This is a genomic window from Anabaena sp. AL09 (genome assembly GCF_001672255.1).
Taxonomy (GTDB): Bacteria; Cyanobacteriota; Cyanobacteriia; order Cyanobacteriales; family Nostocaceae; genus Dolichospermum; species Dolichospermum lemmermannii.
The window spans coordinates 17,299-41,841 of record NZ_LJOQ01000035.1; the positions used below are offsets into that span (position 1 = coordinate 17,299).

21 protein-coding genes and 1 tRNA gene are annotated in these 24,543 nt (G+C 37.0%); 9 read left to right on the plus strand and 13 right to left on the minus strand.

Annotated elements, in window-relative coordinates:
- Positions 1 to 29: 29 nt before the first annotated feature.
- The 5 genes from sixA to AN490_RS05930 form a co-directional block, all read right to left on the minus strand.
- Entirely contained in the window at positions 30 to 524 is a 495-nt protein-coding gene (gene sixA, locus AN490_RS05910; protein WP_300000842.1) for a phosphohistidine phosphatase SixA, read from the minus strand.
- A gap of 125 nt (positions 525 to 649) precedes the next feature.
- Positions 650 to 1,876 carry a hypothetical protein gene (locus AN490_RS05915; protein ID WP_300000844.1) on the minus strand — a complete coding sequence of 409 codons (1,227 nt, stop codon included), beginning with the start codon at positions 1,874 to 1,876 and terminating at the stop codon, positions 650 to 652.
- A complete protein-coding gene (locus AN490_RS05920; RefSeq protein WP_300000846.1) occupies positions 1,873 to 2,283 on the minus strand; it encodes a RusA family crossover junction endodeoxyribonuclease in 411 nt (136 codons plus the stop codon). The genes AN490_RS05915 and AN490_RS05920 overlap by 4 nt, the downstream gene beginning before the upstream one ends.
- A gap of 194 nt (positions 2,284 to 2,477) precedes the next feature.
- A complete protein-coding gene (locus AN490_RS05925) occupies positions 2,478 to 3,791 on the minus strand; it encodes a bifunctional oligoribonuclease/PAP phosphatase NrnA (RefSeq protein ID WP_300000847.1) in 1,314 nt (437 codons plus the stop codon).
- 654 nt (positions 3,792 to 4,445) lie between these two features.
- A complete protein-coding gene (locus tag AN490_RS05930) occupies positions 4,446 to 4,943 on the minus strand; it encodes an HNH endonuclease (RefSeq protein ID WP_168632120.1) in 498 nt (165 codons plus the stop codon).
- Between the two features lie 379 nt (positions 4,944 to 5,322).
- Between AN490_RS05930 and alr the strand changes: the two genes are divergently transcribed.
- From alr to AN490_RS05965, 7 genes are all read left to right on the plus strand, one after another.
- Positions 5,323 to 6,510: an alanine racemase gene (gene alr / locus AN490_RS05935; protein WP_148760343.1), complete on the plus strand. Its 1,188-nt coding sequence runs from the start codon at positions 5,323 to 5,325 to the stop codon at positions 6,508 to 6,510.
- Between the two features lie 84 nt (positions 6,511 to 6,594).
- A tRNA-Leu gene (locus AN490_RS05940) sits at positions 6,595 to 6,676 on the plus strand.
- A 189-nt stretch (positions 6,677 to 6,865) separates the two neighbouring features.
- Positions 6,866 to 7,366: a chemotaxis protein CheW gene (locus tag AN490_RS05945; protein WP_300000850.1), complete on the plus strand. Its 501-nt coding sequence runs from the start codon at positions 6,866 to 6,868 to the stop codon at positions 7,364 to 7,366.
- Positions 7,367 to 7,426: 60 nt separating this feature from the next.
- Positions 7,427 to 10,051, plus strand: a complete 2,625-nt coding sequence (locus tag AN490_RS05950; protein ID WP_300000852.1) for a methyl-accepting chemotaxis protein — start codon at positions 7,427 to 7,429, stop codon at positions 10,049 to 10,051.
- 50 nt (positions 10,052 to 10,101) lie between these two features.
- Complete coding sequence (locus tag AN490_RS05955; RefSeq protein WP_300000854.1) at positions 10,102 to 13,011, plus strand: hybrid sensor histidine kinase/response regulator; 2,910 nt, start codon at positions 10,102 to 10,104, stop codon at positions 13,009 to 13,011.
- Positions 13,012 to 13,053: 42 nt separating this feature from the next.
- Positions 13,054 to 13,548 carry an NUDIX hydrolase gene (locus tag AN490_RS05960; protein WP_300000856.1) on the plus strand — a complete coding sequence of 165 codons (495 nt, stop codon included), beginning with the start codon at positions 13,054 to 13,056 and terminating at the stop codon, positions 13,546 to 13,548.
- A gap of 94 nt (positions 13,549 to 13,642) precedes the next feature.
- On the plus strand, positions 13,643 to 14,452 hold the full coding sequence (locus AN490_RS05965) for an alpha/beta hydrolase (protein WP_300000858.1): 810 nt from the start codon (positions 13,643 to 13,645) through the stop codon (positions 14,450 to 14,452).
- Between the two features lie 96 nt (positions 14,453 to 14,548).
- Here the strand turns inward: AN490_RS05965 and phnE are convergent, their stop codons facing one another.
- From phnE to AN490_RS05985, 4 genes are all read right to left on the minus strand, one after another.
- Complete coding sequence (phnE, locus tag AN490_RS05970; protein WP_300000860.1) at positions 14,549 to 15,343, minus strand: phosphonate ABC transporter, permease protein PhnE; 795 nt, start codon at positions 15,341 to 15,343, stop codon at positions 14,549 to 14,551.
- 33 nt (positions 15,344 to 15,376) lie between these two features.
- Positions 15,377 to 16,153 (minus strand): phosphonate ABC transporter ATP-binding protein, encoded by a 777-nt coding sequence (locus tag AN490_RS05975; protein WP_300000862.1) that lies wholly within the window; start codon positions 16,151 to 16,153, stop codon positions 15,377 to 15,379.
- Positions 16,154 to 16,387: 234 nt separating this feature from the next.
- Positions 16,388 to 17,359, minus strand: a complete 972-nt coding sequence (locus AN490_RS05980; protein ID WP_300000864.1) for a phosphate/phosphite/phosphonate ABC transporter substrate-binding protein — start codon at positions 17,357 to 17,359, stop codon at positions 16,388 to 16,390.
- A 482-nt stretch (positions 17,360 to 17,841) separates the two neighbouring features.
- Positions 17,842 to 18,339: a pentapeptide repeat-containing protein gene (locus AN490_RS05985; protein WP_148760357.1), complete on the minus strand. Its 498-nt coding sequence runs from the start codon at positions 18,337 to 18,339 to the stop codon at positions 17,842 to 17,844.
- A 172-nt stretch (positions 18,340 to 18,511) separates the two neighbouring features.
- Here AN490_RS05985 and gcvT point away from each other — a divergent pair, with 172 nt between their 5' ends.
- Positions 18,512 to 19,672, plus strand: a complete 1,161-nt coding sequence (gene gcvT, locus AN490_RS05990; protein WP_256380207.1) for a glycine cleavage system aminomethyltransferase GcvT — start codon at positions 18,512 to 18,514, stop codon at positions 19,670 to 19,672.
- Positions 19,673 to 19,748: 76 nt separating this feature from the next.
- Entirely contained in the window at positions 19,749 to 20,138 is a 390-nt protein-coding gene (gene gcvH, locus AN490_RS05995) for a glycine cleavage system protein GcvH (protein WP_300000866.1), read from the plus strand.
- A gap of 134 nt (positions 20,139 to 20,272) precedes the next feature.
- Here gcvH and AN490_RS06000 read toward each other — a convergent pair whose 3' ends face one another.
- The 4 genes from AN490_RS06000 to AN490_RS06015 form a co-directional block, all read right to left on the minus strand.
- Entirely contained in the window at positions 20,273 to 21,094 is an 822-nt protein-coding gene (locus AN490_RS06000; protein WP_300000868.1) for a class I SAM-dependent methyltransferase, read from the minus strand.
- Positions 21,095 to 21,103: 9 nt separating this feature from the next.
- On the minus strand, positions 21,104 to 22,240 hold the full coding sequence (locus AN490_RS06005) for a beta-ketoacyl-ACP synthase (protein WP_300000870.1): 1,137 nt from the start codon (positions 22,238 to 22,240) through the stop codon (positions 21,104 to 21,106).
- 253 nt (positions 22,241 to 22,493) lie between these two features.
- Entirely contained in the window at positions 22,494 to 23,273 is a 780-nt protein-coding gene (locus tag AN490_RS06010) for a peptidylprolyl isomerase (RefSeq protein ID WP_300000876.1), read from the minus strand.
- A 140-nt stretch (positions 23,274 to 23,413) separates the two neighbouring features.
- Positions 23,414 to 23,983, minus strand: coding sequence for a photosystem I assembly protein Ycf4 (locus AN490_RS06015; RefSeq protein WP_300000872.1), 570 nt, complete (start codon positions 23,981 to 23,983; stop codon positions 23,414 to 23,416).
- Positions 23,984 to 24,543 lie beyond the last annotated feature (560 nt).

Genomic DNA, 24,543 nt, shown 5'->3' on the forward strand with positions numbered 1-24,543 from the left:
CACCACAAAAGTTGCAGATGTAACAACTATTACAGCAGGTACTTGGGTGGTGTCAACCAAAACATTTGACTACGACCCCAAGCTGAACCATCATCTGGTAGTTTTATTCCCATCATACCTGCTTTTTTGAGGATGAGGCTCTCTTTTGCTTCTCCCCACAGGAGAATTTCTGCCCAATGGCTTAAATTAGGCTCGTGACCGACTAATGCTAGTCGGGTTTTTTGGGGATAATTTCTAGGTTTAAGCCATTCTTGCAGCCAATTTTGAATATTACCATCAAAGCTAAGATGATCTGATGCTTCTAATTGGGAACTTAGTCCAGCAGTAATGAGTATTTCTGCTGTTTGGTAAGCGCGGACTAGGGGACTGGTGAGAATTAGATCAAAGTGTAATTCTAGCTTTAGTAATTTTTGAGCTATTTTCTCGGTTTTTTGTCGTCCTTCTGGGGTGAGTTGTCGTTCTTCGTCTTTTAGGTTCGGTTGATGTTCTTCGGCGATACCATGACGAATTAAGTATAGTTCCATGTTTTTAGTTGGGTGTTTTTATATGATTTTTGTTTCGCGCAAAGACGCAAAGGAGCAAAGGCGCAAAGAAGAGGGTAAAATTAGTAATTTCATATTAATATCTATATCAAAAGAATCTAGATCTCTCATATTTTAGCCTTTGCTAATAATCCATATAACATTTCAATCCGTTTGTAATTAACTATATCAATAATAGTTACTTTTTCAGGTTGAACTTCAAAAATGATTCGATATATGCCTACCTTCGCAATAAAATCATTATCTGAGCTTGAATTTAGTTTAGAAACTTCAATTTCTGAACAATCAGGAAATTTTTCTAGATAACTAATAGCATGACTAATCTTTTCTTTTTCTTGAGTTGGTAAAGCATCAAGTGCTATTTGTGCGTTATCATCTAAAATTATTTCATTTTTGTTTACCTGTTGATTTTTAGATTCAGTAGAAAGATCGCAAGACTCATAAATTAAGTGTTGAAAATCATTGAAATTATTAGTTAATCCTTCTTGTTCCGAAATCTCCTTAATAACTGCCAGTGTTCTATCCTTTATTTCTGTTGGTACGTTGTTTAAGTTAGAAGCAACTATTTCCATAACTTTATGATATTCTTGTGATGCAGTTTCCCGAATACTAGCCATAATTTGCCTGAAAACCGCTAGAACTGCTATTTTTTGGGTTGCAGATGTATTAGGAATCCATTCTATCAATAACTTAACAGCTAACATTATAAACGTAAGTAAAACCTGTGAATTTAGCTTTTGAATGTATCCGTGAGCAAGTCGGTTGCGCTGTTCAAGACAAGCTTGAATACTATCAAATTCAGAAATTGATAACTCTCCTAAAGAGTACATTGTTCTTAGCAATCTTATGACTGGTAAACGTTCAACAGGAATTGATACATCAACTGCTCTTTTTCTTAATGCTCCCTCAAAAACACTCCAGAGAAAAAGAAAAGCAGGTTCAATATTATTATTTTCAATAAGCTTGCTAACTTGACTAAAATGGTCAATTAGTTCTTCCCAGGAAGGTAGTTCTTCCGATGTTCCAGGTAATGATTCGGCTTCTATATCTTCAAGTGTTACCAATAAAAAACGCCAGCCCGGATGTCTACTAATTTCTTCCGCTACAGATTGTAAACGCTCAACTGAAACTGGACTAATGCTGGTTTTTACTTCAATTATTAAACCAGATTCATTTTGATTTTTAGTAGCAAGAATATCGGGTTGATAGTTATCCAAATCAAAGGGTAATTGATCCGCCTTCGGGTTTTGTATAACTGTAAATCCTTCATCACGATACTTTTTGATCAAAGATTCAACTTTATCATCACGTAAACTTTTAGTATTGTCTATCATAAGTATTGTTCCAATGGTTGAGATTCACTTACTTTGACATAAACACACTCTTCGCCAATGATGGCACCTTCCCGCAATAATAAAGGTAAATTTGTTATATCAATCGGATCTGACATAAACCGACGATGACTATCTACATCTAATACTAAATTATCATCTTCATAAACTAAGCCTATAAGTGCATCCTGTATTGGTTTGATAATGTTATCAGTATCAGGTGGAGAATCATCACTACAAATGTAAACTAGCGTAAGCTGTAGATAAGATCCTTTAATTGGACTGTCACCTTTCCAAAACTTTTCGGCTTCAGAACGAACAAAATTTTTCCATTCATTCAGTCCTTTTGGTTTTGCTTGTAATGAAACAGGCCGTCTGGAAATGAGAAATTCAAAAGGTATTATTGGCATTCCCAGTGCATCTCTTGATTATAACTTAACAAACTTATAAGCACTTTCCAAAACTTACTCCTCAAGTCTTTGGCATATTTCTAAATTGTACCAAATTTATACCTGCTTCTTTGACAGCAAAAGCTAAATTCATTTGCATGGGTTCAGCACTGCTAAACCCTAAATCAATCAAGTCTTTTAATCCGGTTTCAAGACTAAATTGGATTATCTCTAGGATTCACCAATCTCAATAATTTCTGTTTGATTTGTGCGTCGAAAACTTCCCATTTGATTTTGGCATAAGCCGAATTTTCATTACCACCAGATAAGAAACCCATGGGAATTTCAAAGCCTCCCGCACCTGTTCTTCCACCACCAAAAAATCGCCCAGTGCTATCCTGTCCAAAGGCTTCTTTAATAAATTCATCAGGATCTAAAGTAAGTTTTGTGGTTCTCAGAGAACCTATCACTACTTCTAGTTCGTCATCTTCATCATGAACGATTCCATAAACTACTGCGGTATGCACATTTTCTTCCGTCACCAGAAAATCAGCCGCTTGGGGAATTGCATCCCGGTCATCATAGCGCAAGTAACCAACACCAGCTATGGAAAAGTTATTTTGAACGATGCGGTTTTTAAGCGATCGCTCGATCACATCCATCACCCGCTTAGAACGATTTGCTTGCAAAATAGCATTTAGTAACTGAGCATCATAAAACCTGCTCAAATACCCAGCAGCCATAAAATCTTCTTCTTGGGCTTGCATCAACCGATTTGTATCTGAGCGCAAACCGTGCATTAACGCTGTAGCACATTTAACGTGCTGGCTAATGCTGTTATCTAAAGTTAATAATCCTGCTTGTAAGTATTGAGTAAAAATTGTGGCTGTAGCTCGTACGTAAGGACGAACATCAACAAATTCTGACTTGAGTTCCCCTTGTAAACTATGATGATCCACCAGCACTATCAGGGGAATTCCCGCTTGTTGGATTGCTGGTAATAATTGAGATGTAGTTCCCTGGTTGTCAATTAACACAAACCCTTGATAAGACGACAAATCTTTATTTTTTAAAGTTTGCATCGTCCAGCGTTGAGCAGGTAAATTAGTTAGCTTAACTAAAGCAATATTTTCCTGATGGCTTAAAGTTCCCGCGTAAACAATATCACACTTAATATCATACTGTTGGGCAATTAGTTGGTAAGACCAAGCACAAGAAAGAGCATCAGGATCGGGAAAATCCTGTAAAATCACTAATTGACGTTCATGGCGATGTGCAAGCAGCGTTTTCTGTAACTCTTCTGATTTTTGAGATGCTAGAGAATTGCCACGCTGAACTAAATAGATACCTCCATCACCATTAGAGGATGATAAGGAAGTCCGGGTTAAAGGTGGAAGCTCAATTAGCTCTTTCTCCTTCTCTTTCTCTTTCTCTTTCTCTTTCTCTTTCTCTTTCTCTATTTCCTCTGGATGCGGATCTGTGGTCAATGATAAACTCTCAAATTGAGAAGCCGGATAATTCACGTACATAAGTAACTGTATTTTTAAGCGGGGAAAGTGGGGTTATCCATTCAGGCATAATCCAAGCAATAATGCGCTTGTAAAGCTACATGAGACTTGGCAAAAATCTAAAATTAATTGTCTTGGCACTTTGTCGGGCGGTTTATTTTTGTCAATAGCATGAGTCAAGGATCTATTACATCTACCTCAAGTGCTACAGAGATGCTGAAAATCAGGTATGCTTTACCTCTTGGGTTATATACAACCTCATAATTTGTGATTTTGTCTAAACAAATATGCAGATTTTTATGAAAAAAATTTGATAATTATCTTGAATATTTATTTGACTTGTGTTATCTTGGACATTCCGTGTGCAAATTGACATCTCAATTTCTAGCTGGCAAGTCATCCACTTATAATTGTAACAAATTATCAGTTAAGAACAAAATCTATCTATATATCGTTTTTTAAAGAACAAAACGCCAATTCTGGAAATTAAGGTTGTTTGATGCTGCGGACATGAAAATATCAGCTTAGTGGAAACTTGCCATAAGCTGTAATAAATACTCATCAAAAGCAAGTGAAACCCCTACTTGTAGTCACTATCATTGACTTTATTTAGTCAAACGGATATATCTACAGGTGAATTTTGACCTGAACTTTTGTAGTTAATTTTGGGTAATGTCAAAGACCTATGACATACTTTTGCCACTCCTGGTGAAGTCCACTTTTCAGATGCTTCGTTACCTCAAAGTAGAGACTACTGTAAGGTTGACGGGGTAAATGACGTAAAGGCATTCGGGCTTCTTGAGGTGTACGACAGCCTTTTTTGATATTGCAGCGTACACAAGCAGTAGTAATATTCTCCCAGGTATCTCCACCTCCTCGTGATCTCGGTATCACATGATCTAGAGTTAACCCGTCCCCTGTGTGACCACAGTATTGACAGGTATGGCTATCACGATGCAGGATATTTCGCCGAGTGAGAGGAATTTCCATATAAGGAACGCGGACATAGTGGCGCAACCGGATCACGGTCGGCATGGGAAAATCCGAGTAAAGGAATTTACCGTTGTATTCTAAGCGTTCAGCTTTGCCTTTAATCAACAACACGGTGGCACGTCGCCAACTGGTGATGTTGAGCGGTTCGTAAGAGGCGTTCAGGACTAAAACCTTCCTCATGAATCTGCGCTCAAGGTATTAGTTTTACACATATTAACACAAATATACTCCGCTGGGGATATGAGAATAATTTATACTTTGATGCTTGACTGAGAATCTGAGCTTCTTAAAGAAGTCCGGGATCTTATTTACCTAAAATCGCCATAAAAGAGGATTTAGGGGTTGACTTTTGATTTCAAATTTGTTATGATGAAACTGATAAGGAAGAACTATCTTATAATAATTACAAAAATTATTGAGTATTCAGACACACTAATAATATTGCTCGTGCTACTATCTTGTATAAATTACCGGATCAAAGTTAAACTTCCTGATTAAAGTGATATAGCTTCTAGGGGATGTGAGAAGCTTTTCGGTGGTGTGATAGGAGTGAAGTGCAATGTTAAGTCGCAAGCAAACCCCGATTTTTGCTGACAATCAGGAATGTGATACTTATGCTTGGTTTTCTCAGCGGGCTTGGGTAGAAATTGATTTAGGGGCGTTGTCTGATAATGTCAAGCAGTTGGTCAAGTTTTTATCACCACGCACCCAATTAATGGCAGTTGTCAAAGCGGATGCCTATGGACATGGGGCGGTAGCAGTTGCTAAAACTGCCTTAGAAGCGGGTGCTGGTTGGTTAGGTGTGGCGACTGTTCCTGAAGGTATTCAATTGCGGGAAGATGGCATTAAAGCCCCGATTTTAATTTTAGGGGCAACCAACACGCCAGAGCAAATTCAGGCGATCGCTCATTGGCAACTTCAGCCCACACTGTGTAGTCCTAAGCAAGCTTTAGAATTTTCCAACACATTAGAAACTATTAACTATAATTCTTCTTTATCTGTCCATATCAAATTAGATACGGGAATGTCTAGATTAGGCACTAATTGGCAACAAGCGGCGGAGTTTGTGCAGTTGGTACAAGGATTACCCCATTTAGATATTGCCAGTATTTATTCTCACTTAGCAACAGCAGATAGTCCCGACGCTACGGTGATGATGGAACAGCATAGCAGATTTGAAGAGGCGATCGCCCACATCAAAGCTAAAGGGATCACAATTCCCAGTTTACATTTAGCCAACTCAGCCGCTACCCTGGCAGATTCAAGATTACACTATGATATGGTGCGGGTAGGTTTAGCCATTTATGGGCTTTATCCTGCTAATCACTTACAAAATCACATCAAACTGCAACCCGTTTTACAACTCAAAGCTAGAGTTACCCAAGTTAAAACCATAGCCGCAGGAACTGGAGTTAGTTATGGTCATCATTTTATTGCTCCTCAAGAAATGCGTCTGGCTGTAGTTGGCATTGGTTATGCCGATGGAGTTCCTCGTCATCTTTCTAACCAAATGCAGGTGTTAATCCGTGGACAGCGTGTGCCACAAATTGGCGCAATTACCATGGATCAAATTATGTTAGATGTGAGTTCCATCCCCGATTTGCAAGAAGGGGAAATCGTCACTTTGCTAGGAGAACAGGGAAAAGAACAAATATCCGCTGATGATTGGGCAAATTGCCTCAATACCATTTCTTGGGAAATTCTTTGCGGCTTCAAGCACCGTCTACCTCGTGTAGCTGTGATGTAGAGCAATACCCCATACCCTGATTTTAAATTTTGTATTTTTACCTATTGCCATAAATATTTTATTGTGCTAAGGTAAGGTATTGATGCGGATATGGCGAAATTGGCAGACGCGCTAGATTTAGGTTCTAGTTCCGAAAGGAGTGAAGGTTCAAGTCCTTTTATCCGCACTTTTAAATAAATAGCCAAATTAAAAGCACTCAGGAAAATTAAATCCTGATAGTGCTTTTTTGTGTATATTATACTCATTGATCAAAACATAGCAGAGTGATTTTAGACATATATTTTACATATTTTACAAAAAAACAGCAAAGGTATTGCTATATAACCCCATAAATTAATGTTCATAATACTCGCCCATGAAAGAATTACACATTGACTTTAATCATCAAGCAGCCGTATACAACAGCCGAGAAAATGGCTATCTTAAATTTCAACTTAATCAACAAACTGGTGCTGTTTTATCCATTGCTCATACTCAAGAAGCAGTTGTTGTACCTGTGACATCGGTTACAGCTATTCCGAATATGCCCGCTTGTATATTAGGATTGATGAATTGGCGCAGTCATATAATTTGGGTAGTTGATTTACCTAAGATGTTTAATTTAGAATGTCTCGATCATCGGTTGCGTCAGTATAATATCATTGTTATTCAAATAGAATCAATGATTTTGGGTTTAGTTGTCCAAGAAATTAAAGGCACAACTAAGTTTATTGCTGATGATATTCGTTCTCCCGTAGGACAAGTAGCATCTAGTTTAGTACCTTACTTGTGTGGTTGTGTGGTGCAACAGGAAGAAATTTTATTGGTATTAGATGCACTGCATATTTTACGTTCGGATATTCTTGGTATTAACTAATAATTAATACTCGGAAGAAGGGGTAATTTTTTTATTTTATAGATGTGGTGTGAGGAATATATGTTGAATAAAACTGATATCAAACAAAGTGGCAATTCTCAAAATAACGCATCTTTAATTTCTTCAGCAAAAGTTGTTGATATTAGAGGAGAAAATTCTAGTTATAATAGGGTGTGGCATCAGGGAATAGGATATTTACGACAATTTAAATTGAGTACAAAAGCTATAATTTTATCCATAGCTATTGGTACTTTACCAGTTTTGGGAATTGGGGCGATCGCTTATCTTTTTGGGAGCAAATTAATTACAAAGCAAATTATTACATCCCAAGAAACTAAAGCAATTAACTTGAGTGATAAAGTTAATAATTTTATTGGACAACGTTATGGAGATATTCAAGTATTATCTGGTATATCTTTTTTAAGTCCTCCTAATTCCGGAAACAAAGCCGGATCAGAAAAATCTAGCAAAACAAGTAAAGTTGATGTCAGCATCATTAATATAGAAACACAAGCATCCTTGGATCGCTTGATGAAAACTGTTAAGGTTTATGATAGTGTCGCTGTATTTGATCTTAATGGAAAAGTGATTATTCAATCAGCCGGAGAATCTTTAATTTCCGAAAAACAACGGATCTATTTTCAAGAAGTAATCAAACAAAATACTCCTATTATTAGTCAAGCAGAAATAGTTAAAAATATAGGCGCAGTAATTTATATAGCTGCACCAATTAAAGATCCAGTGCGGGGTAATACTATTGGTATAGTCAGAACCCGTATGCCTGTAAAGGCTTTAGAACCAGTAATAAAAGGTTATATAGATGAGACTAATCAATATTATTTTTTAGATGGAACAGGAAGAATTTTAATTAGTTCCGATCAAAATTTATTTGGTGAGAAGTTGATAGGTATATATCCTAGTTTAACTAATGTTTTGAATGCGAAAAATATTGATACATTTACAGCCAGATCCAAAAATAATCAAAAGCATGAACTAATTAGTTATGTACCATTGCCAATATTATCAGGTTTACCGAATATCAATTGGCAGTTACTTGTGGCGAAAGATGCAGCAATTGCCTTTAAGCCGCAGAGAGAATTTTTGACATTAATTGCTAGTACAACACCATTAATTGCATTATTGATGACGTTGTTTATAGCTTGGTTAAGTCAGTGGATTAATTCTAAAATTTTTAGTACATCTATAACATCCTCTAAGGAAATTCAAGAGCAAATACATTTAGATGTATTTAATAAAGAAGAGGAACAAGAAGAAGAAATTGAATGGCTAAAATTACTCCTAGAAATTACTAGAAAAATTCGTCTAGATCTTCAGTCTGAGGTTATTTATCAAACTGCCATTTCCGAAGTTAGTCAAGTTCTAAAAACAGACAGAGTCATCGTTTATAAACTGCATCGAAAAACCCAAGCTGTTAAGGTAATTGCTGAATCAGTAATTGATGATTGCCAAAAAATGCTCGGTGGATATAACAATGATTCCCACTGGCGAGAACTTGGTAAAAATAGTCAATTTGAGGCAATATCAAATATTGAACAAGAGTCAAGTTTAACGAGTAGTTATATCGAGTGGTTAAAGAAATTTTCTGTGCAAAGCAGTTTAACAGCACCAATTTTAAGTCATGGAGAAATTCAAGGATTTTTGATTGCTCATCATTGCCATAATTCTCATATTTGGCAATCTGAAGAAATTAATTTTTTGACCCAAATTGCTACACAAATTGGCTATGCTTTAGAACAATCCCATTTACTAGTAGAGATAAAAAGATTAAAAGCACATAGTCAGACAAACACTAATCAAGACACTTCAGAACTCCAGAATTTTCAGAATAGTATTCAGCAAATTGTCAATCAAATTCAACAAGCTATTGGTGAAGTAAATGTTTATTTGGAAAAATTCACAACAGAAGCAATTATCGAACCTGAAAAAATACACCTAAGCTTAGAAACCATTGACAATATGACTATTGCTATTCAATCTATAGCTGATATAGCACAACAAGCTGTTACCATTGTTAATGATGTTAACCATAGGGCTACTAAAACTGAAGCAGCGATGGATTTAACATTGCAAAATATTTTCTCTGTCCAAGAAACAGTTGATGAAATAGCTAAAAAAGTCAGACGGTTAGGAGAATCTTCCCAACAAATTTCCCGTGTAGTTTCTGTAATTAATCAAATTGCTATGCAAACTAATCTATTAGCAATTAATGCCGGAATTGAAGCTGCAAGAGCTGGGGAAGAGGGTCAAGGGTTTGCGGTAGTAGCTGAAGAAGTAGGAGAATTAGCCGCCAGAAGTGCAGCCGCAACTCAAGAAATTGAGGAAATAATTGAGAAAATTCAACGAGAAACTGGTGAAGTATTAAAAACAATGATCATGGGAACTAATCAAGTTACCCAAAGTAGCCATATTATCGAAGATGCCAAACATAGTTTACAACAAATTGTTAATGGATCACAGCAAATAAATACCTTAGTTCAGTCAATTTTGATTTCTACTACATCTCAAGTCCAAACATCACAAATTGTTAGTCAAACTATTAAGGATATTACTATTATATCAGCCCGTAATAGTGATAATTCTCTTGAGGTTTCCCAATCTTTACAAAAAGTAGTAGATATTTCTCAGGAGTTAAAAGATACTATTGAGACTTTTCCACCTAATTGATATTCTCATTTGTTCTGAATTAATAACTAATGACTAAGGACTAATGACTAATGACGAAAGATAAAGAATTAGAAATCCAGATGCAATTTCTGGAAGAAGCAACTGATTATCTCAATACTTTAGAAGGAATATTACTGGAAATTGACACCAGTAAACGCATCGAACTAGAACATATTAATGCTGCTATGCGAGCCGCTCATTCTATTAAAGGTGGAGCAGCTATGATGGGATTTCGGGTATTAAGTGATTTAGCTCATAAATTGGAAGATGCTTTTAAAGTTTTAAAGACTCAGAAAGATTCCTTGGAACTTGATACTCATTTACAAAGTTTATTACTATCTAGTGTTGATTGGTTGCGACAGATTGTGGAATTACTGGCCAAGGGTAATGATTTAGATGATAGTTGGTTAGGAAAATTTTGTTACCCAATTTTTGACGAACTTTATGAGCGTTTAGGTGAACCTACCCCAGAAGATATCACAACTTTACTATCATCAGAAGATGATCCAGAAATTATTCCTTTATTATTTGAAACTGAAGTTGAAGAGTATTTACGACACCTAGAAGCTAGATTAAAAAATAGTAACAAATCGGGTTTAAGAGCAGAGTTAGTAATGATGGCAACTGAGTTAGGTGGGTTAGGAGAAATGCTGCAATTAACGGAATTTACCCAACTATGTCAATCAGTTAGTCATTACTTAGAAACTGATCCTGATAGTGCTGTGGAAATTGCTGATTTAGCATTAAAAGCATGGCGACAATCTCAAACTTTAGTATTAAGCAATCTTCGAGGTAATTTACCAACAAAAATTGATTTTGGTGAAGTTATTAATCATAATCTTTCTGAGCCATTAAATAAACAGGATTATTTATTAAATAAATCAACTATTTCTGATTTTCAATTATTAGAAAATGTCGAATTATCTCCAGAAAGTGCTGATTTTGTTAGTGCTGATAGCGGATTGGCTTCAGAGAATCTGCCAATAGATTACAAATATACCGAACGCAAAACTGATATTCATTTATTTCCTAAAGAAAGAGAAAATCAGGAAAATACAGTTAGAGTTCCCAGTAAACATTTAGAGAAAATTAATGATTTGTTTGGAGAAGTGATTATTCAACGTAATGGGTTAAATGTGCAAATGGAAAGATTACGTAAATTGGTGCGTAATCTTAGTCAAAGAGTCCAAATTCTTGATCAAGAAAATCAAGAACTGCGAACAGCTTATGCAAAAATGATAACTCATAATCATCTGGTAGAGGAATCAGCTAATCATGGTAATCAAGGAACAGAAAATAATTTTATAGAACAAGATAGCTATCAAAAATTGAATCTTTTATCTCAAAATGTCATGGAAACTATTGTCCAAGTTGCAGAAGTTACCAGTGATATCCAATTAAGTGTGGATGATACAGACCAAATAGCGCGAAAACTGAATAAAACTTCTAAACAATTGCAAAGACAATTAACTCAGGTGAGAATGCGTCCTTTTTCTGATTTAGTGGAACGTTTTCCTAGAGCTATTAGAGATTTAAATGTTGAATATGGAAAAAATGTGCAGTTGAAAATTGAAGGTGGAAATACTTTAATTGAAAGAGGTATTTTAGAGGCTTTAAATGAGCCTTTAATGCACTTGTTACGCAATGCTTTTGATCATGGAATTGAAGATTCTACTACTCGTAGAACTCAAGGAAAACCCGAACAAGGGTTGATTGAAATGAAGGCAGTTTATCATAGTAATCGCACAATTATTACTGTCCGTGATGATGGTCAAGGTATTTCTTTAGAAAAAATTCGTCACCGCGCTTCAAAAATGGGTTTGGATGATTCTTTATTGGCGAGCGCTAGTGATGAAGAACTACTATCATTGATTTTTGAGCCAGGATTTAGCACCTCGGAACAGGTAACAGCTTTATCTGGTCGGGGAGTAGGCATGGATGTAGTCCGTAATAACCTGAAATTAGCGCGAGGAGATGTGAATGTTGACACCCAAGCCGGAGTGGGGACGAAATTTACTTTATCAGTACCATTTACCTTGTCAGTCGCGCGGGTTTTATTGGTTGAGAGCGATCGCTTAGTGTTAGCATTTTTTACAGACGTAATCGAGGAAATTTTCCTCCTAGAACAGGAGCAAATCTTCTTCCTAGACGGCAAAGAATTTATTAACTGGCAAAACCATCAATTACCATTGCTGCGTCTAAATAGTTACTTTGAGTTTAACTGCTCCCGCTACAATAACCTGGAATTAGAAACTTTGCCGATCATTAATGCTATAAGTGTATTGATAGTCAAACATGATCATCAACAGGTCGCAGTTCAAGTAGAACGCTGCTGGGGTGAGCAAGAGGTAGCTATTCGTCAAGTAGAAGGTAATATTCCCCTTCCCAGTGGGTTTAATAACTGTACAATTCTTGGTGATGGTCGAGTAGTTCCCCTGATTAATACTAATGATTTAGTCTTATGGATTACAACAGGTGAACGTCCCCATATCAGTAATAAATTACCAACAACTAGATTACAAACTGCATTCCTCAAACCGCCAAAAGTAGCAACTGTCAAACAACCTAGCCGCCAAAAAGGGGTAATTTTAATTGTTGATGATTCCATTAATGTCCGCCGTTACCTCGCCCTAACTCTCGAAAAAGGTGGGTATCAAGTAGAACAAGCTAAAGATGGTCAAGAAGCTTTAGAAAAGCTGGAAAGTGGTTTACAAGTGCAAGCGGTAATTTGTGATATTGAAATGCCCCGTATTGATGGTTATAGCTTTTTAGAGCGGATTAATAACAATACAGAGTTAAGAAATATTCCTGTAGCCATGTTAACTTCCCGTAGTAGTAGTAAACATCGTCAGTTAGCTATGCAATTAGGGGCAAAAGCCTATTTTTCCAAACCATATAATGAGCAAGAATTATTAAGGACATTAGAAGAAATAATTTTCCAGATTGCAGAAACAACATGATTGAATTAAAAATATATAAAATACAATAAAGCAATTTTAAATTTGAAAATTTTGGCTGTTTTTAAACCAATAATTCAGTCCACACGGGGCTTATGGCACTTTGGACAAACGGTACTGGGTATTATATTCCGCCACCCCATTACTGGTACAAGTATTATCCCCATTTTACCTGATGGTCAGATTGTTCTCATTAGAAGAAAGGATGATGGTCGTTGGTCATTGCCTGGTGGTATGGTGGATTGGGGAGAAGATGTTCCTCATGCAGTCCGTCGGGAATTGATGGAGGAAACAGGGCTAGAAGTGGTCACAATTCGCCGTTTAGTGGGAGTTTACTCTTCACCAAATCGTGATCCTCGGATTCATTCTATCTGTATTACTGTTGAAGTCGAAGTTCAGGGAAAAATGGCAATAACAGATTCCTTAGAAGTCATGGAAATTCAAGCTTTTCCTCCTAGTTCTTTACCAAAACCAGATATGTCTCATGATCATTTTCGTCAGTTGCAAGACTATTTAAATGGCTTAACAACACTTGCATAAAATATCAAAGATGAAAGATTTTGGGTTTGAAAATTAAATCCAAAGTCTATAATTAAAAATTGCCCAACTTAGACAACTAAATTAGTAAATTAAAATGAATCTTTTATTTCGTAACTCCCGAATCAAACTTAGTCAAGGGGTACTGTTTTGGCGTGAAGTTGGTACAGGAATACCCATGATTTTTCTACATGGTGCATGGAATGATGGCAGTGAATGGGTATCGATAATGGAACTATTGGCTAAAAATATCCATTGCTTCTCACCAGATTTGCTAGGTTTTGGTGAATCAGCAAATCCTAATATTCACCATTCTATAGATTTGCAAGTCCAGTGTTTAGCTGATTTTTTAGAAGCTTTGAAATTAGAAAAAGTCTATTTAGTTGGTAATTCTCTTGGTGGTTGGATTGCGGCTAGTTATGCTTTAAAATATCCAGAGCAAATATCTGGTTTAATATTGTTAGCGCCGGAGGGTGTCGCAGCAAAAGGACAAAAAAAGGAATGGCAAAAAAGACGGCGGTTATTTAACTGTTCACCATTGATAATTAAATTTTTACGCTTCATTCTGCCGCTGATGAGATTGATTGGTTGGGAAGAAAGAATTGTTAAAGATTTAGAATTAAGAAGAGAATTATTACAATCCTCTACGGCTTGTCAATTACTTTTTAACCGCAAGAAACCAGAAATAGAAGCAGAATTATTAGAAAACCACTTACCAGAAATTAAAGTTCCCTGTTTGATTTTACAAGGTAGTCAAGATACAAAAACTGCTATATCAAAAAGTAATACTTATGCTCGATTAATTCCTCAAGTTCAGTTACATAATATTGCTCATGGGGAAAGTAATTTACCAGAAACTTGTGCTGGGGTTGTTGCTGAAGCTATTTGGGATTTTATTAATAAGTAGTCAGGAGTCAGGAGTCAGGAGTCAGGAGGAAGAAGAAAGAAGAAGAAAGAAGGAAGAATAGTCTTAAATCTAGGAAAGTGATCATTGAGATTAAGACTAGATTGACTCTAAATATCGGCGTAACTTACTACTAAACCAGTCAATAACTGTGACTACTACTAATAGCACTAACATCATGGTTGTGGCTTTGGTATATTCAAAACCATCTATATAGCTTTTTAATTGAAACCCTATTCCCCCAGCACCAACTACTCCTAAAACCGAAGCAGCACGAATATTATATTCAAACATCCATAGGGTGTAACCTAATCCTAAAGGTAATATTTGGGGTAATATCCCATACTGGACAATTTGTATTTTCGATGCCCCAATTACCTGTAAAGATTCTAAGGAACGATGATCTACAGATTCTATTGCTTGTTGATAAAATTTAGCAAGATAACCAATAGTATATATTGCCAATGCCAATGTTCCAGCAGGTGCGCCTAAACCTGTAGCAGCAACAAAGATTAAACCTAAGATCATTGAAGGTACGGAACGAACAGCATTTTGCAGTAGGTTTGCTATCCATCTTAGCCATAAAGGGGCGATATTATTAGAACTGGCTATGGCAATTGGTAATGATAAAACTGCACCTAGGGATGTTCCCCAGACAGACATTTGCACGGTTTCAATTAATCCTTTAATAGCAATATCTAAAACTTGTAAGTTGGGAGGAAATAACCGAGAAATAAAGTCTATTATGAAAGGAAAGCTATCTTTTAATAATTTAAGATCAACTTTTAATCCTTGTAATGCCCAAATGTAAACTCCTATCATCAATAGAAATACAAGTGAGGGAATAAACCAAGGATAACGATGAAAAATTTGTGAATTAGAAATTTTTTTCATTGTTTTTAATAACTAAATATAAATTCAACTTTCTTAAATGATATGTGATGAAAATTGCGCTTGTAAATTTTCACATTTACCATCATAAACTACTTTTCCACTATCTAGAATTATCGCCCTTTGAGCGTATTCTGTAGCTAGTGCTAAATCATGTAAAACGGTAATAATAGTTAATCCTTGTTGATGCAATTCTGATAAAGTTGCCATGACTTGTTGTGAGGCTACCACATCTAAACCTGTGGTAGGTTCATCGGCTAAAAGTATTTGTGGAGATTGCATTAATGCTCTAGCAATTGCTACTTTTTGTTGTTGTCCACCACTCAATTGACTAGTTTTTTGATATATTTGTTCTTTTAAACCTAATTGTATTAATAATTCTAAGGCTAATGTACGATCGCATTGCGGAAATCCCCATAAAGTTTGTCTCGTCTTTCTCACTCCCAATTTTCCACATAAAACATTATCAATTGCTGATAATTGGCGAATTAATCCCCCTCCTTGAAATAACATTCCCACATCTCGACGAATTTGCGGTAAGTTTTGATCACCCACAGAAACACCATTAATTGTAATTTCTCCCTTAACTAAGGGAACTAAACCCACAAGTGATTTCAATAATGTTGATTTACCTGCCCCATTCAATCCTAACAATACGACAAATTCACCTTGATTAATTTGGCAATTAATATTATTTAAAATTGGCCGGTGTAGAGATGCAATATAACCTGTTTCCAAATGACAACATTCAATAAAATTCACGTTACTTTTAGATAAATGATAATTTGTAATTACTTCAGAGGAAGGAGTCATGGTTAGTTTTGTGAAAATTTCATCAGAAAATGATAATTTTGTCAGAATTAAGAATTATATTGGCAATATTCTTAATTCTGAATGCTCACCTTTAAAGTATTAAGTAGGCAGGCAAAATTAATTATATAAAAGATTTGGAGTTCTCTGTAGGGGTAGCGCCCCCGTGCCTACCCCGGTATTTGGGGCAACCACAGGGGGTTGGACTCGGGCAACCACAGGGGGTTGGGCCCCTACTTATTCAATCCCTACATTTTTTAACGCTTCTTTAACTGGTTGAAGATGACGATTATGATCAACTCTTACCAATTCTGTGGAATTATATAAACTGCTTAGTAATTGATTGTTTTCGGATTTGTTTAACTTTAATAAAGCATTAATTAGCTTTTCTCTAATGATAACTGGGACATCATCATCAATCGCAATACCATGAGCCGGAACACCAGAAATTTTATGTAATATCCTGACTTTATCTCTATTCTCAGCCGCCAAATAGGGAGGGAAAAGAGCATATTCTGAGACTACCGCTACATCTGCTTGACCTCTAACTACAGCATCTAAGGCTTTACTATAATTTCCACCATAACTAACTTTACCAAAGAAGCTATCCAAGCGATCGCGGTTAGGGACAAAACCCTGTTTAACTAACTCACTTACAGGAAAAAGAAACCCAGAACCAGATGTTGGAGAAGTAAAAGCAATAGTTTTTCCTCTGAGTTGTTCTAAAGTTGCTTTTGGAGAATTTTTACTTTTTAATTGGCTATTATTGGGAACAACAAAAATAGAATTATAAGTATACCTACCAGAGTAATTTTTGCGAACTTCAGCCAAATATAACCGAGAATTTGCTAATTGTTCAGCCTTTAAAGCCGGACGGCTACTTAAAAACGCTACATCAGCCCGATTTGCTCTTAAAGCTTCTACTGCGGCTGTCTCATCACCTACTTGCGCTTTAACAGGTATCCCTAACTCCTGAGATAAAAAAGCAGCCACATTATTAGCTTTATTTTGCAAGTCTGTGGAATCAGAACGACTAGGAAAAACTATAGTTAAAGGGTTCATTTTCTGAGCAACTAAGCGTGGTGCTGGTTGATTTTTCAAGGGGTTAGCTATGGCTATTTGCATAGAACCCAAACCACTCAAAGCCATTCCCGTCAAGGCTAACAGCCCTCCACTAATCCCCCAAAATCCCTTTTTATTTATTGTCATTTTTTTAACTCCAATTAGAATATTTTTGCGAATTACTGGCAATTATTGCCATGAAAAACCTTAGCCTTTTTAAGAATAAAAGTCAATAAGCAAAAAAAGAATTATTCATAACAGTGTTAAAAATCTTTTTATCGGATTTTTATACCAATTCTATTAAAAATGCACTGAATATTAATACCTTCGCCATTGTTCGTAGGTTGGGTTAAGCGACAGCGCAACCCAACGCATTTTTTGGTTTTAAGTAGGTTAGCATTGAAAATTGTCGTTATGGCACTAGGCTTGAGGCAAGGGTGAAGAGATTTTGGGCGATTTTACTTTTCTTTACACAGATTGGTTTTATTCTGTTCACCTACTTAGTGCCTGAAGTTGGGTTTGGTCTTTGTTCAACCCAACCTACGAATCAAGGCTTTTTCAAACGTTTAACCTTTAAAGCTCTTACCTTTGCGCCTTGGCGTGAGACTAAAATTCATAACCCTGGGGTTTTACTTACATCCTAAAGATGCACGAGTATCTACACCTGTTTTAGAATTTACACCACTAGCATTAATACAGATTTTTTTTACCTGTATCATATCTAGAATTGCATTGGTAAAATCAGCACCAGTAACATCAACCTGATCAAAAGTGGAACGCAACATCATGGCTTCTGTAAAAACTGCATCACTTAAATCAGAATTTTTGAATCTTGATAAATAAGCAATACCTTGACTAAAATCTACACCGTGAAAATTCACAGTATCCAGTAAAGTACCGTTAAATACAGCACCACGTAAATCAGCATTGTTAAAATTAGTATTCTCTAATTTCACACTTGTAAACTCAATCCCAATTAAACTTTGTCCAGAAAAGTCCTTCCCTCCGACTCCCTTGTTAGTAAGAGAATTAGTTACACTCGAAGAGCTTGCAGCTTGCGCTGATAAGGGAAACACAAACAACACTAAGGCTAAAATCAGACTAGCTAATATTGAGCGATACTTCATAATCTTTGCTTAATAAATCTCAACAATTCCACTATTAATCATTAAACCGCAGGAAGGATGCAGAAGTAATTCTCTGCTAAATTACCAGCAATCCCGTAGGATAGATAAATGTTGAGGTGCTATCCCAAGTAAATATAAATAACCACCTGTGGCTAATCAAGAAAATACTCCCCTGTCGGCAGTCGCTCATGGAGGAAACCCCCAAGACCGCGCTGCCTCCCAATCTCTGACGCGAACCCCTTTATATCAAATGGGTGTAGAACTCAAAGCCAGATTCACCAGCTTTGGGGGCTGGGAAATGCCCATACAATACAGCGGTATCACCCAAGAACACCACGCTGTCAGAAATACTGCGGGAATGTTCGATATTTCTCACATGGGCAAATTTACCCTCCAAGGTAAAAACCTGATTTCCCAACTTGAGTATTTAGTTCCTTCCGATTTAAGTCGGTTACAGCCTGGACAAGCGCAATATACCGTCTTACTTAACCCCCAGGGCGGAATCATTGACGACATCATTATTTATTACCAGGATACAGACAGTGCTGGTAAGCAAAATTTAGTCATCATTGTTAACGCCTCAACTACCGACAAAGACAAACAATGGCTATTGGCACATCTTGATCTTGATGTAGTTAAATTTCAAGACCTGTCACAGGATAAAATCTTAATTGCTGTTCAAGGCCCAACAGCTACTCATTCTCTGCAATCCTTAATTTCAGCAGACTTATCACCTATTAAGGCTTTTGGGCATTTAGAAACAACCATTTTCGGAAAACACGCATTCCTCGCCCGGACAGGGTACACTGGCGAAGATGGTTTTGAGGTGATGGTAGATTCATCAGTGGGTATAGATTTGTGGCAGAGTTTATATGATCTTGGTGTTGTGCCTTGCGGACTTGGTTGTAGAGATACATTGCGTTTAGAAGCGGCAATGGCACTTTATGGGCAAGATATTGATGATACCACCACACCGCTAGAAGCTGGTTTGGGTTGGTTAGTACATTTAGATACTAAAGGTGATTTCATTGGTCGGGAAGTTTTAATACAGCAGAAAGCCCAAGGAATGTCCCGTAAACTCGTAGGTTTGCAAACACAAGGACGAAATATTGCTCGCCACGGCTACCCCGTATTATCATCAGATCAGGTGGTAGGCGAAGTAACAAGTGGTACTCTCTCACCTACGCTTGGTTATCCCATAGCCTTAGCTTATGTTCCCACCCAGTTAGCAACCCTCAAGCAGCAGCTAGATGTGGAAATTCGCGGCAAGGCTTATCCTGCGGTAGTTGTAAAACGCCCATTTTATCGCTCAAAGAATCGTGTTCCTAACTGATAATCTTTGCGGTTTTTGAGGAATAATGTGGTTTAGGTTACTGTTGTAACACTATTTTTTTAACAGAGAAAGTGATATGTCTTTTGAATATCCCCAGGATTTGCGATACTTAGACACCCATGAATATGTTCGTCTAGATGGCGACATTGCTACTATCGGTATTTCCGAATTTGCTGTTGATCAATTAGGTGATATTGTTTTTTTGGAACTGCCAGAAATTAATGATGTTATCACTCTAAATGACCAATTTGGTACAATTGAATCAGTAAAAGCCGTAGAACACCTGAATTCACCAATCAGCGGTACTGTCATAGAACGGAATCAAGCTGTAATTGACTCTCCTGAAGATATAGCAGAAGATCCCTATGGAGAAGGTTGGTTAATTAAAGTACGTACTAATGATGCTGCTGAAATAGAAGACGCTATGACAGCAGATGAATATCGCGCTTTGGTAGAAGGTGAGTAAATAATTTAACATTCATATTACTCAAAATGTAGAGATGTTTCCCAGTAACTTCTCTACATAGGGTTTGCTGAATAAACCTACAACCCAGACGCATCAAGATTTTTATCTGTATAAAGTTTTTAGCTACAGTCTGCTTAGGCTTTTTTCGCAACTTGAAAAGCTGAGATATAGGTAATTTGGATATTTCCTCCATAATGATCTTCGATCTTTTTTCGTAATGCTGTAAATAAACAAGTTCTGGTTTCTATATCTAGTTTTAGGTATTGTGTATAGGTGCTTAAAAGCAGTAAAAAGTCATCCATATAATAATTAACTCTACAGACAACTTGTTCGGAAACTAAATTTTTGAATTTACCTGAATCAATGGCTTTTTGTCCTAAAGCTTGCACTATCTCTTTTTGAGTTTCTATATCTTCATATCTGTCTAAAAGTGGAGCATACTTTTGATAAACTTCCCGAAAATTTTGATATATTTCATATTCTGGTTGCGGTGTCATATTCCACAGCAAAATTAAATTACCATGATTCCGTAAAGCTTGAGAAATTTTGCTATTACCAAATTCAGGATTAATCCAATGGTAAGAAGTTGCTGCTAAAACAGCATCAAATTTTCCGGTTTCTAGTTCCCATTCTTCAAAGGTTGTTTGCTGAATTTCCACCTGTGGATAGATTACACAATTTTGTTTTGCTAAATTACAAGCTGCTAAACTTGGTTCTAAACAAATCATAGAAAAACCTAATTGAGCAAATGCTAAAGTTGCATTTCCCGGTCCACAACCTAATTCTAGAATATTGGCTTTGGTGGAAAGTTGAGCTACTTCTACAGCACCATTAATAATTTCTTGTGGATAGCGAGGTCTGAATTTATTATAGACTTCTGCTACATGAGAATACCAGTTTTTTCTAGTTTCTAAATCTTGAGAATATAAGTTTTTTAGTAGTTCCAGTTCTTTCATAATTAATCCTTAATTTCCCAAAGCTATCACGGCATTTTGTCCCCCAAAGCCAAAGCTAAAACATAGCACTTGCTGAATTTTACTTTCTTGTGCTGATGTGATGAAATTTAAATTAAATTCTGGTTGCTGAAGTCCTACACAGGGAGGTAAAATTTGATTTTGCAATGCCATAAGTGAAAATGCTACACCTAAAGCTCCAGATGCTCCTAATGTATGACCTGTGCTACCTTTTGTGGAACTAATCGCTAATTTTGGTGAAAACAAATGTTGAATAATTTTACTTTCAATGCGGTCATTTAACTGGGTAGCTGTACCATGAGCGTGAATGTAGTCTATGTCTGTGGGTGAAATGTGACTACGTTCTAAACATTGCTTAATTGCCATGATTGCACTTTTACCTGATGGTTCTGGTGAATTTCCATGATATGCGTCTGCTGTCAAGCCAAAACCTAATATTTCTCCATAAATCTTGGCTTGTCTTTGGGTGGCTAATTCCGCAGATTCGAGAATCAAAACAGCACCACCTTCACCTAGTACCAAGCCTTCTCGCTGCAAATCAAAGGGATAAGCTCCTGTTTTGGCTAAAGCCCCCATTTGCCTAAATCCGGCAATTGTCAGGGGGGTTATGGGTGCTTCTATTGCCCCTGTAATTGCTCGTTGGTATTGCCCAGTTTTGATCAACATTGTAGCTTGAGCGATCGCCCAAATTCCCGTTGCACAAGCCGCCATTGGGGCTAAAACTGCTGCTGTTGCCCCAATTTGTCGCGCTACAGCGATCGCATTCATCTGAGGTAAAGTATTTAACCAATTATCTAAGTTTAATTCTGCCTCTTCCTGATACATCTGTCGCGCCATGATCTCCCAAGATGCTTGATAACTCCGACTAGAACCAATTACGACCGCGCAATCAGGTAAAGGTGTTATTAATTGAGCATCTTGTAAAGCTGAGTTAACAACTATTTCCGTGAGTGTATTTAATAAAGAGGGTTTTTCAGCAATTAATCCCAGGGGAATTATTCCCAATTCTGGAAATAGTTGATGTAATTTAATTCCCGTTTTTCCTAATAGTAAATCTCGCCAACTAGCCTCCAAGCTTTTACCTAAAGCGGAAACTAAACCAATCCCAGTCACAACAACTCTAACCAATTTTAGATTTTATATAAAAATACATGAAGAAGGAGTCAGAAGTCAGGAGTAAGAATACTTGTAAAATTACGAAACAACTTTAGGCTAGTACCGCAGGGCGGAATTAAAAATTAACAATTAAAAATTAAAAAGTAGATGGTATAAGCTTTTCATGGATTTTTAATGGTTGCTTAACTTACGCCGTATTGTACTAGTTATCAATTATTTTGACAACTGACAACTGACAACTGACAACTGACAACTGACAACTAAACTATGGAGCAGTTTTTAGATTTTCCGCGCCTTGAGTAACTTTTGCCGATACAATGCGATCGCCTTGCTCGATTTTGTTCACTACCTCAAAACCTTTGGTAACATTACCAAACACGGCATAGTTACCATCCAAGAACGATAAATCTGCTAAAGGAAAGTAAAATTGAGCAGAAGCAGAATCAGTTGGTTGTGATCTAGCCATAGCGATCGCCCCTTGCTTATGCTGTAATACAGGCTTCTCAGTAATTGTTTTACTGTAAATAGGCTCTTTTGCGCCTTTTGGTTTAATTTCTAACGGTATCCGGCGCTCATTCCCAGTTTTAGGATCAATAAAACCACCTGTTCCCAGTCTATTTTCGGGAAATTTCGGATCTTTACCTTGGGGATCTCCACCTTGAACCACAAAAGGTTGAGGTTCACGCACAACACGATGGAATGCTAAACCGTCATAAACGCCTTTTTGAACCAAATCCACAAAATTACCCGCAGTAATTGGTGCATTTGTGCCATCTATTTCAATTGTAATTGATTGGGGGTTAACGACTTCTCCACGCTTCACCGTCATCACCACCGTAGCTTTACCCTCAAGGCGTGGTAAACCTTTGGTTCCAGGAATACTCTCACTAACAGTTTCTGGTACTGTTTGTGCGCTAGTAGTAGCACTGGTAGTCGTTGCCGTTGGGGATGAATTAGAAGATGTTGTACTACCAGTACATCCTCCCAAAGTCAAAGAGCCAATCATCAACAGAACTACAAAAAATTGTGGAAATTTTAACCGCATTGTTAGTGACTGCATTAAACAAAATATCTTCATCTTTTCTGGCCAATTATTCCTTAGATCCCCAGATCCCCGACTTCTTAGAGAAGTCGGGGATCTTATGTTATGGATCTTATTGTTCACCAATCCAAAATCCAAAATTCCTAGAGTCCTTCTAAAGATACTCCTAAAAAACGAGCTAATTCCGCACCTTGGGTTTCCAAATCTGCCAAAGATAACGGTTGACCTACTCGTGTGAGGGGAATATCTCTTCTACCCTTAACCCTAAGATACAAAGCACGTTGAGGATTCAGACCTTCTTTAATCACAATCCTGACAGATTGTACATCTGCAATCCGGCCATCAATTTGGATTTGACGGTTTTTCCCTGGAAACCCCCAACGAAAGATTTTTAATGTCCCCGTTTCCCGATTGAACTGATTATAACCGCCGCCTAAATCCCACAGCACCACGAGCCACAGATATGTAGCTAATAGCAAGCCAGCAGAACCATATAGTCCCATCACCAATCCTTGAGGGACAAATATTAGTTGTGTTGCATCAGTAACTATGAGTAAATTAACTTTGAGATAACTAGAGATACCAGCTAAGAAAAAACCACTGGCTCCCATAGTTACAATGCTTGCCCACCAGTAGTTACTAAACCGACGTGAACCAAGAACCTTTTGAGAGAGGAGGTTCTCGCTTTTGTTAATTGTTGTTGATACGGTCATTAAACTGCCTTGGACTATCTTTCTCAAGTCTGCCACTGAAGCAGTCTGGATTGCAAGTTATCAAAGAATTGAGCAGAAATTTTATCCTGAACTTGAAGGATTTTAGGCCGCAGGGCCTGCGCCCCTAGGAAGATTTCTGAGAAAACCTATGTCCAATTGTTAAAATTCTGATATGGATAGAAAATATTTAACTTCCTGTTCCATATCCAGCCCAAACTCTGAGGAATGTGATAAGTTAAGAATCATTGCGTTACCACAATCTAGATTGCTAGTTAACGGTAGCCGATCATATGAGAAATGATCACTTTGTCAAGTAGTCAGTTCTCACAATCTTAGCTTCTGCAAGGCTGCTGGGGTTGTCAAAAAAAACGTTGAATTCCTCACGGCAGATGATATAAATCAGTAAAACTGTGGAAACACTGCTTAAAAAAACGGGGCAATTTTAGTAAAAAACGAGGATTTTAGTTAAATGACCATCGCAGTTGGACGCGCCCCCAGTAGAGGGTGGTTTGACGTATTAGACGACTGGCTAAAGCGCGATCGCTTCGTATTCGTAGGTT

Excerpts from the sequence above, each read along its gene's own strand:
- sixA (WP_300000842.1), bottom strand. The coding sequence starts at position 524 with ATGGAACTATACTTAATTCGTCATGGTATCGCCGAAGAACATCAACCG.
- AN490_RS05915 (WP_300000844.1), bottom strand. The coding sequence starts at position 1,876 with ATGATAGACAATACTAAAAGTTTACGTGATGATAAAGTTGAATCTTTG.
- AN490_RS05920 (WP_300000846.1), bottom strand. The coding sequence starts at position 2,283 with ATGCCAATAATACCTTTTGAATTTCTCATTTCCAGACGGCCTGTTTCA.
- AN490_RS05925 (WP_300000847.1), bottom strand. The coding sequence starts at position 3,791 with ATGTACGTGAATTATCCGGCTTCTCAATTTGAGAGTTTATCATTGACC.
- AN490_RS05930 (WP_168632120.1), bottom strand. The coding sequence starts at position 4,943 with ATGAGGAAGGTTTTAGTCCTGAACGCCTCTTACGAACCGCTCAACATC.
- alr (WP_148760343.1), top strand. The coding sequence starts at position 5,323 with ATGTTAAGTCGCAAGCAAACCCCGATTTTTGCTGACAATCAGGAATGT.
- AN490_RS05945 (WP_300000850.1), top strand. The coding sequence starts at position 6,866 with ATGAAAGAATTACACATTGACTTTAATCATCAAGCAGCCGTATACAAC.
- AN490_RS05950 (WP_300000852.1), top strand. The coding sequence starts at position 7,427 with ATGTTGAATAAAACTGATATCAAACAAAGTGGCAATTCTCAAAATAAC.
- AN490_RS05955 (WP_300000854.1), top strand. The coding sequence starts at position 10,102 with ATGACGAAAGATAAAGAATTAGAAATCCAGATGCAATTTCTGGAAGAA.
- AN490_RS05965 (WP_300000858.1), top strand. The coding sequence starts at position 13,643 with ATGAATCTTTTATTTCGTAACTCCCGAATCAAACTTAGTCAAGGGGTA.
- phnE (WP_300000860.1), bottom strand. The coding sequence starts at position 15,343 with ATGAAAAAAATTTCTAATTCACAAATTTTTCATCGTTATCCTTGGTTT.
- AN490_RS05975 (WP_300000862.1), bottom strand. The coding sequence starts at position 16,153 with ATGACTCCTTCCTCTGAAGTAATTACAAATTATCATTTATCTAAAAGT.
- AN490_RS05980 (WP_300000864.1), bottom strand. The coding sequence starts at position 17,359 with ATGACAATAAATAAAAAGGGATTTTGGGGGATTAGTGGAGGGCTGTTA.
- AN490_RS05985 (WP_148760357.1), bottom strand. The coding sequence starts at position 18,339 with ATGAAGTATCGCTCAATATTAGCTAGTCTGATTTTAGCCTTAGTGTTG.
- gcvH (WP_300000866.1), top strand. The coding sequence starts at position 19,749 with ATGTCTTTTGAATATCCCCAGGATTTGCGATACTTAGACACCCATGAA.
- AN490_RS06000 (WP_300000868.1), bottom strand. The coding sequence starts at position 21,094 with ATGAAAGAACTGGAACTACTAAAAAACTTATATTCTCAAGATTTAGAA.
- AN490_RS06010 (WP_300000876.1), bottom strand. The coding sequence starts at position 23,273 with ATGCGGTTAAAATTTCCACAATTTTTTGTAGTTCTGTTGATGATTGGC.
- AN490_RS06015 (WP_300000872.1), bottom strand. The coding sequence starts at position 23,983 with ATGACCGTATCAACAACAATTAACAAAAGCGAGAACCTCCTCTCTCAA.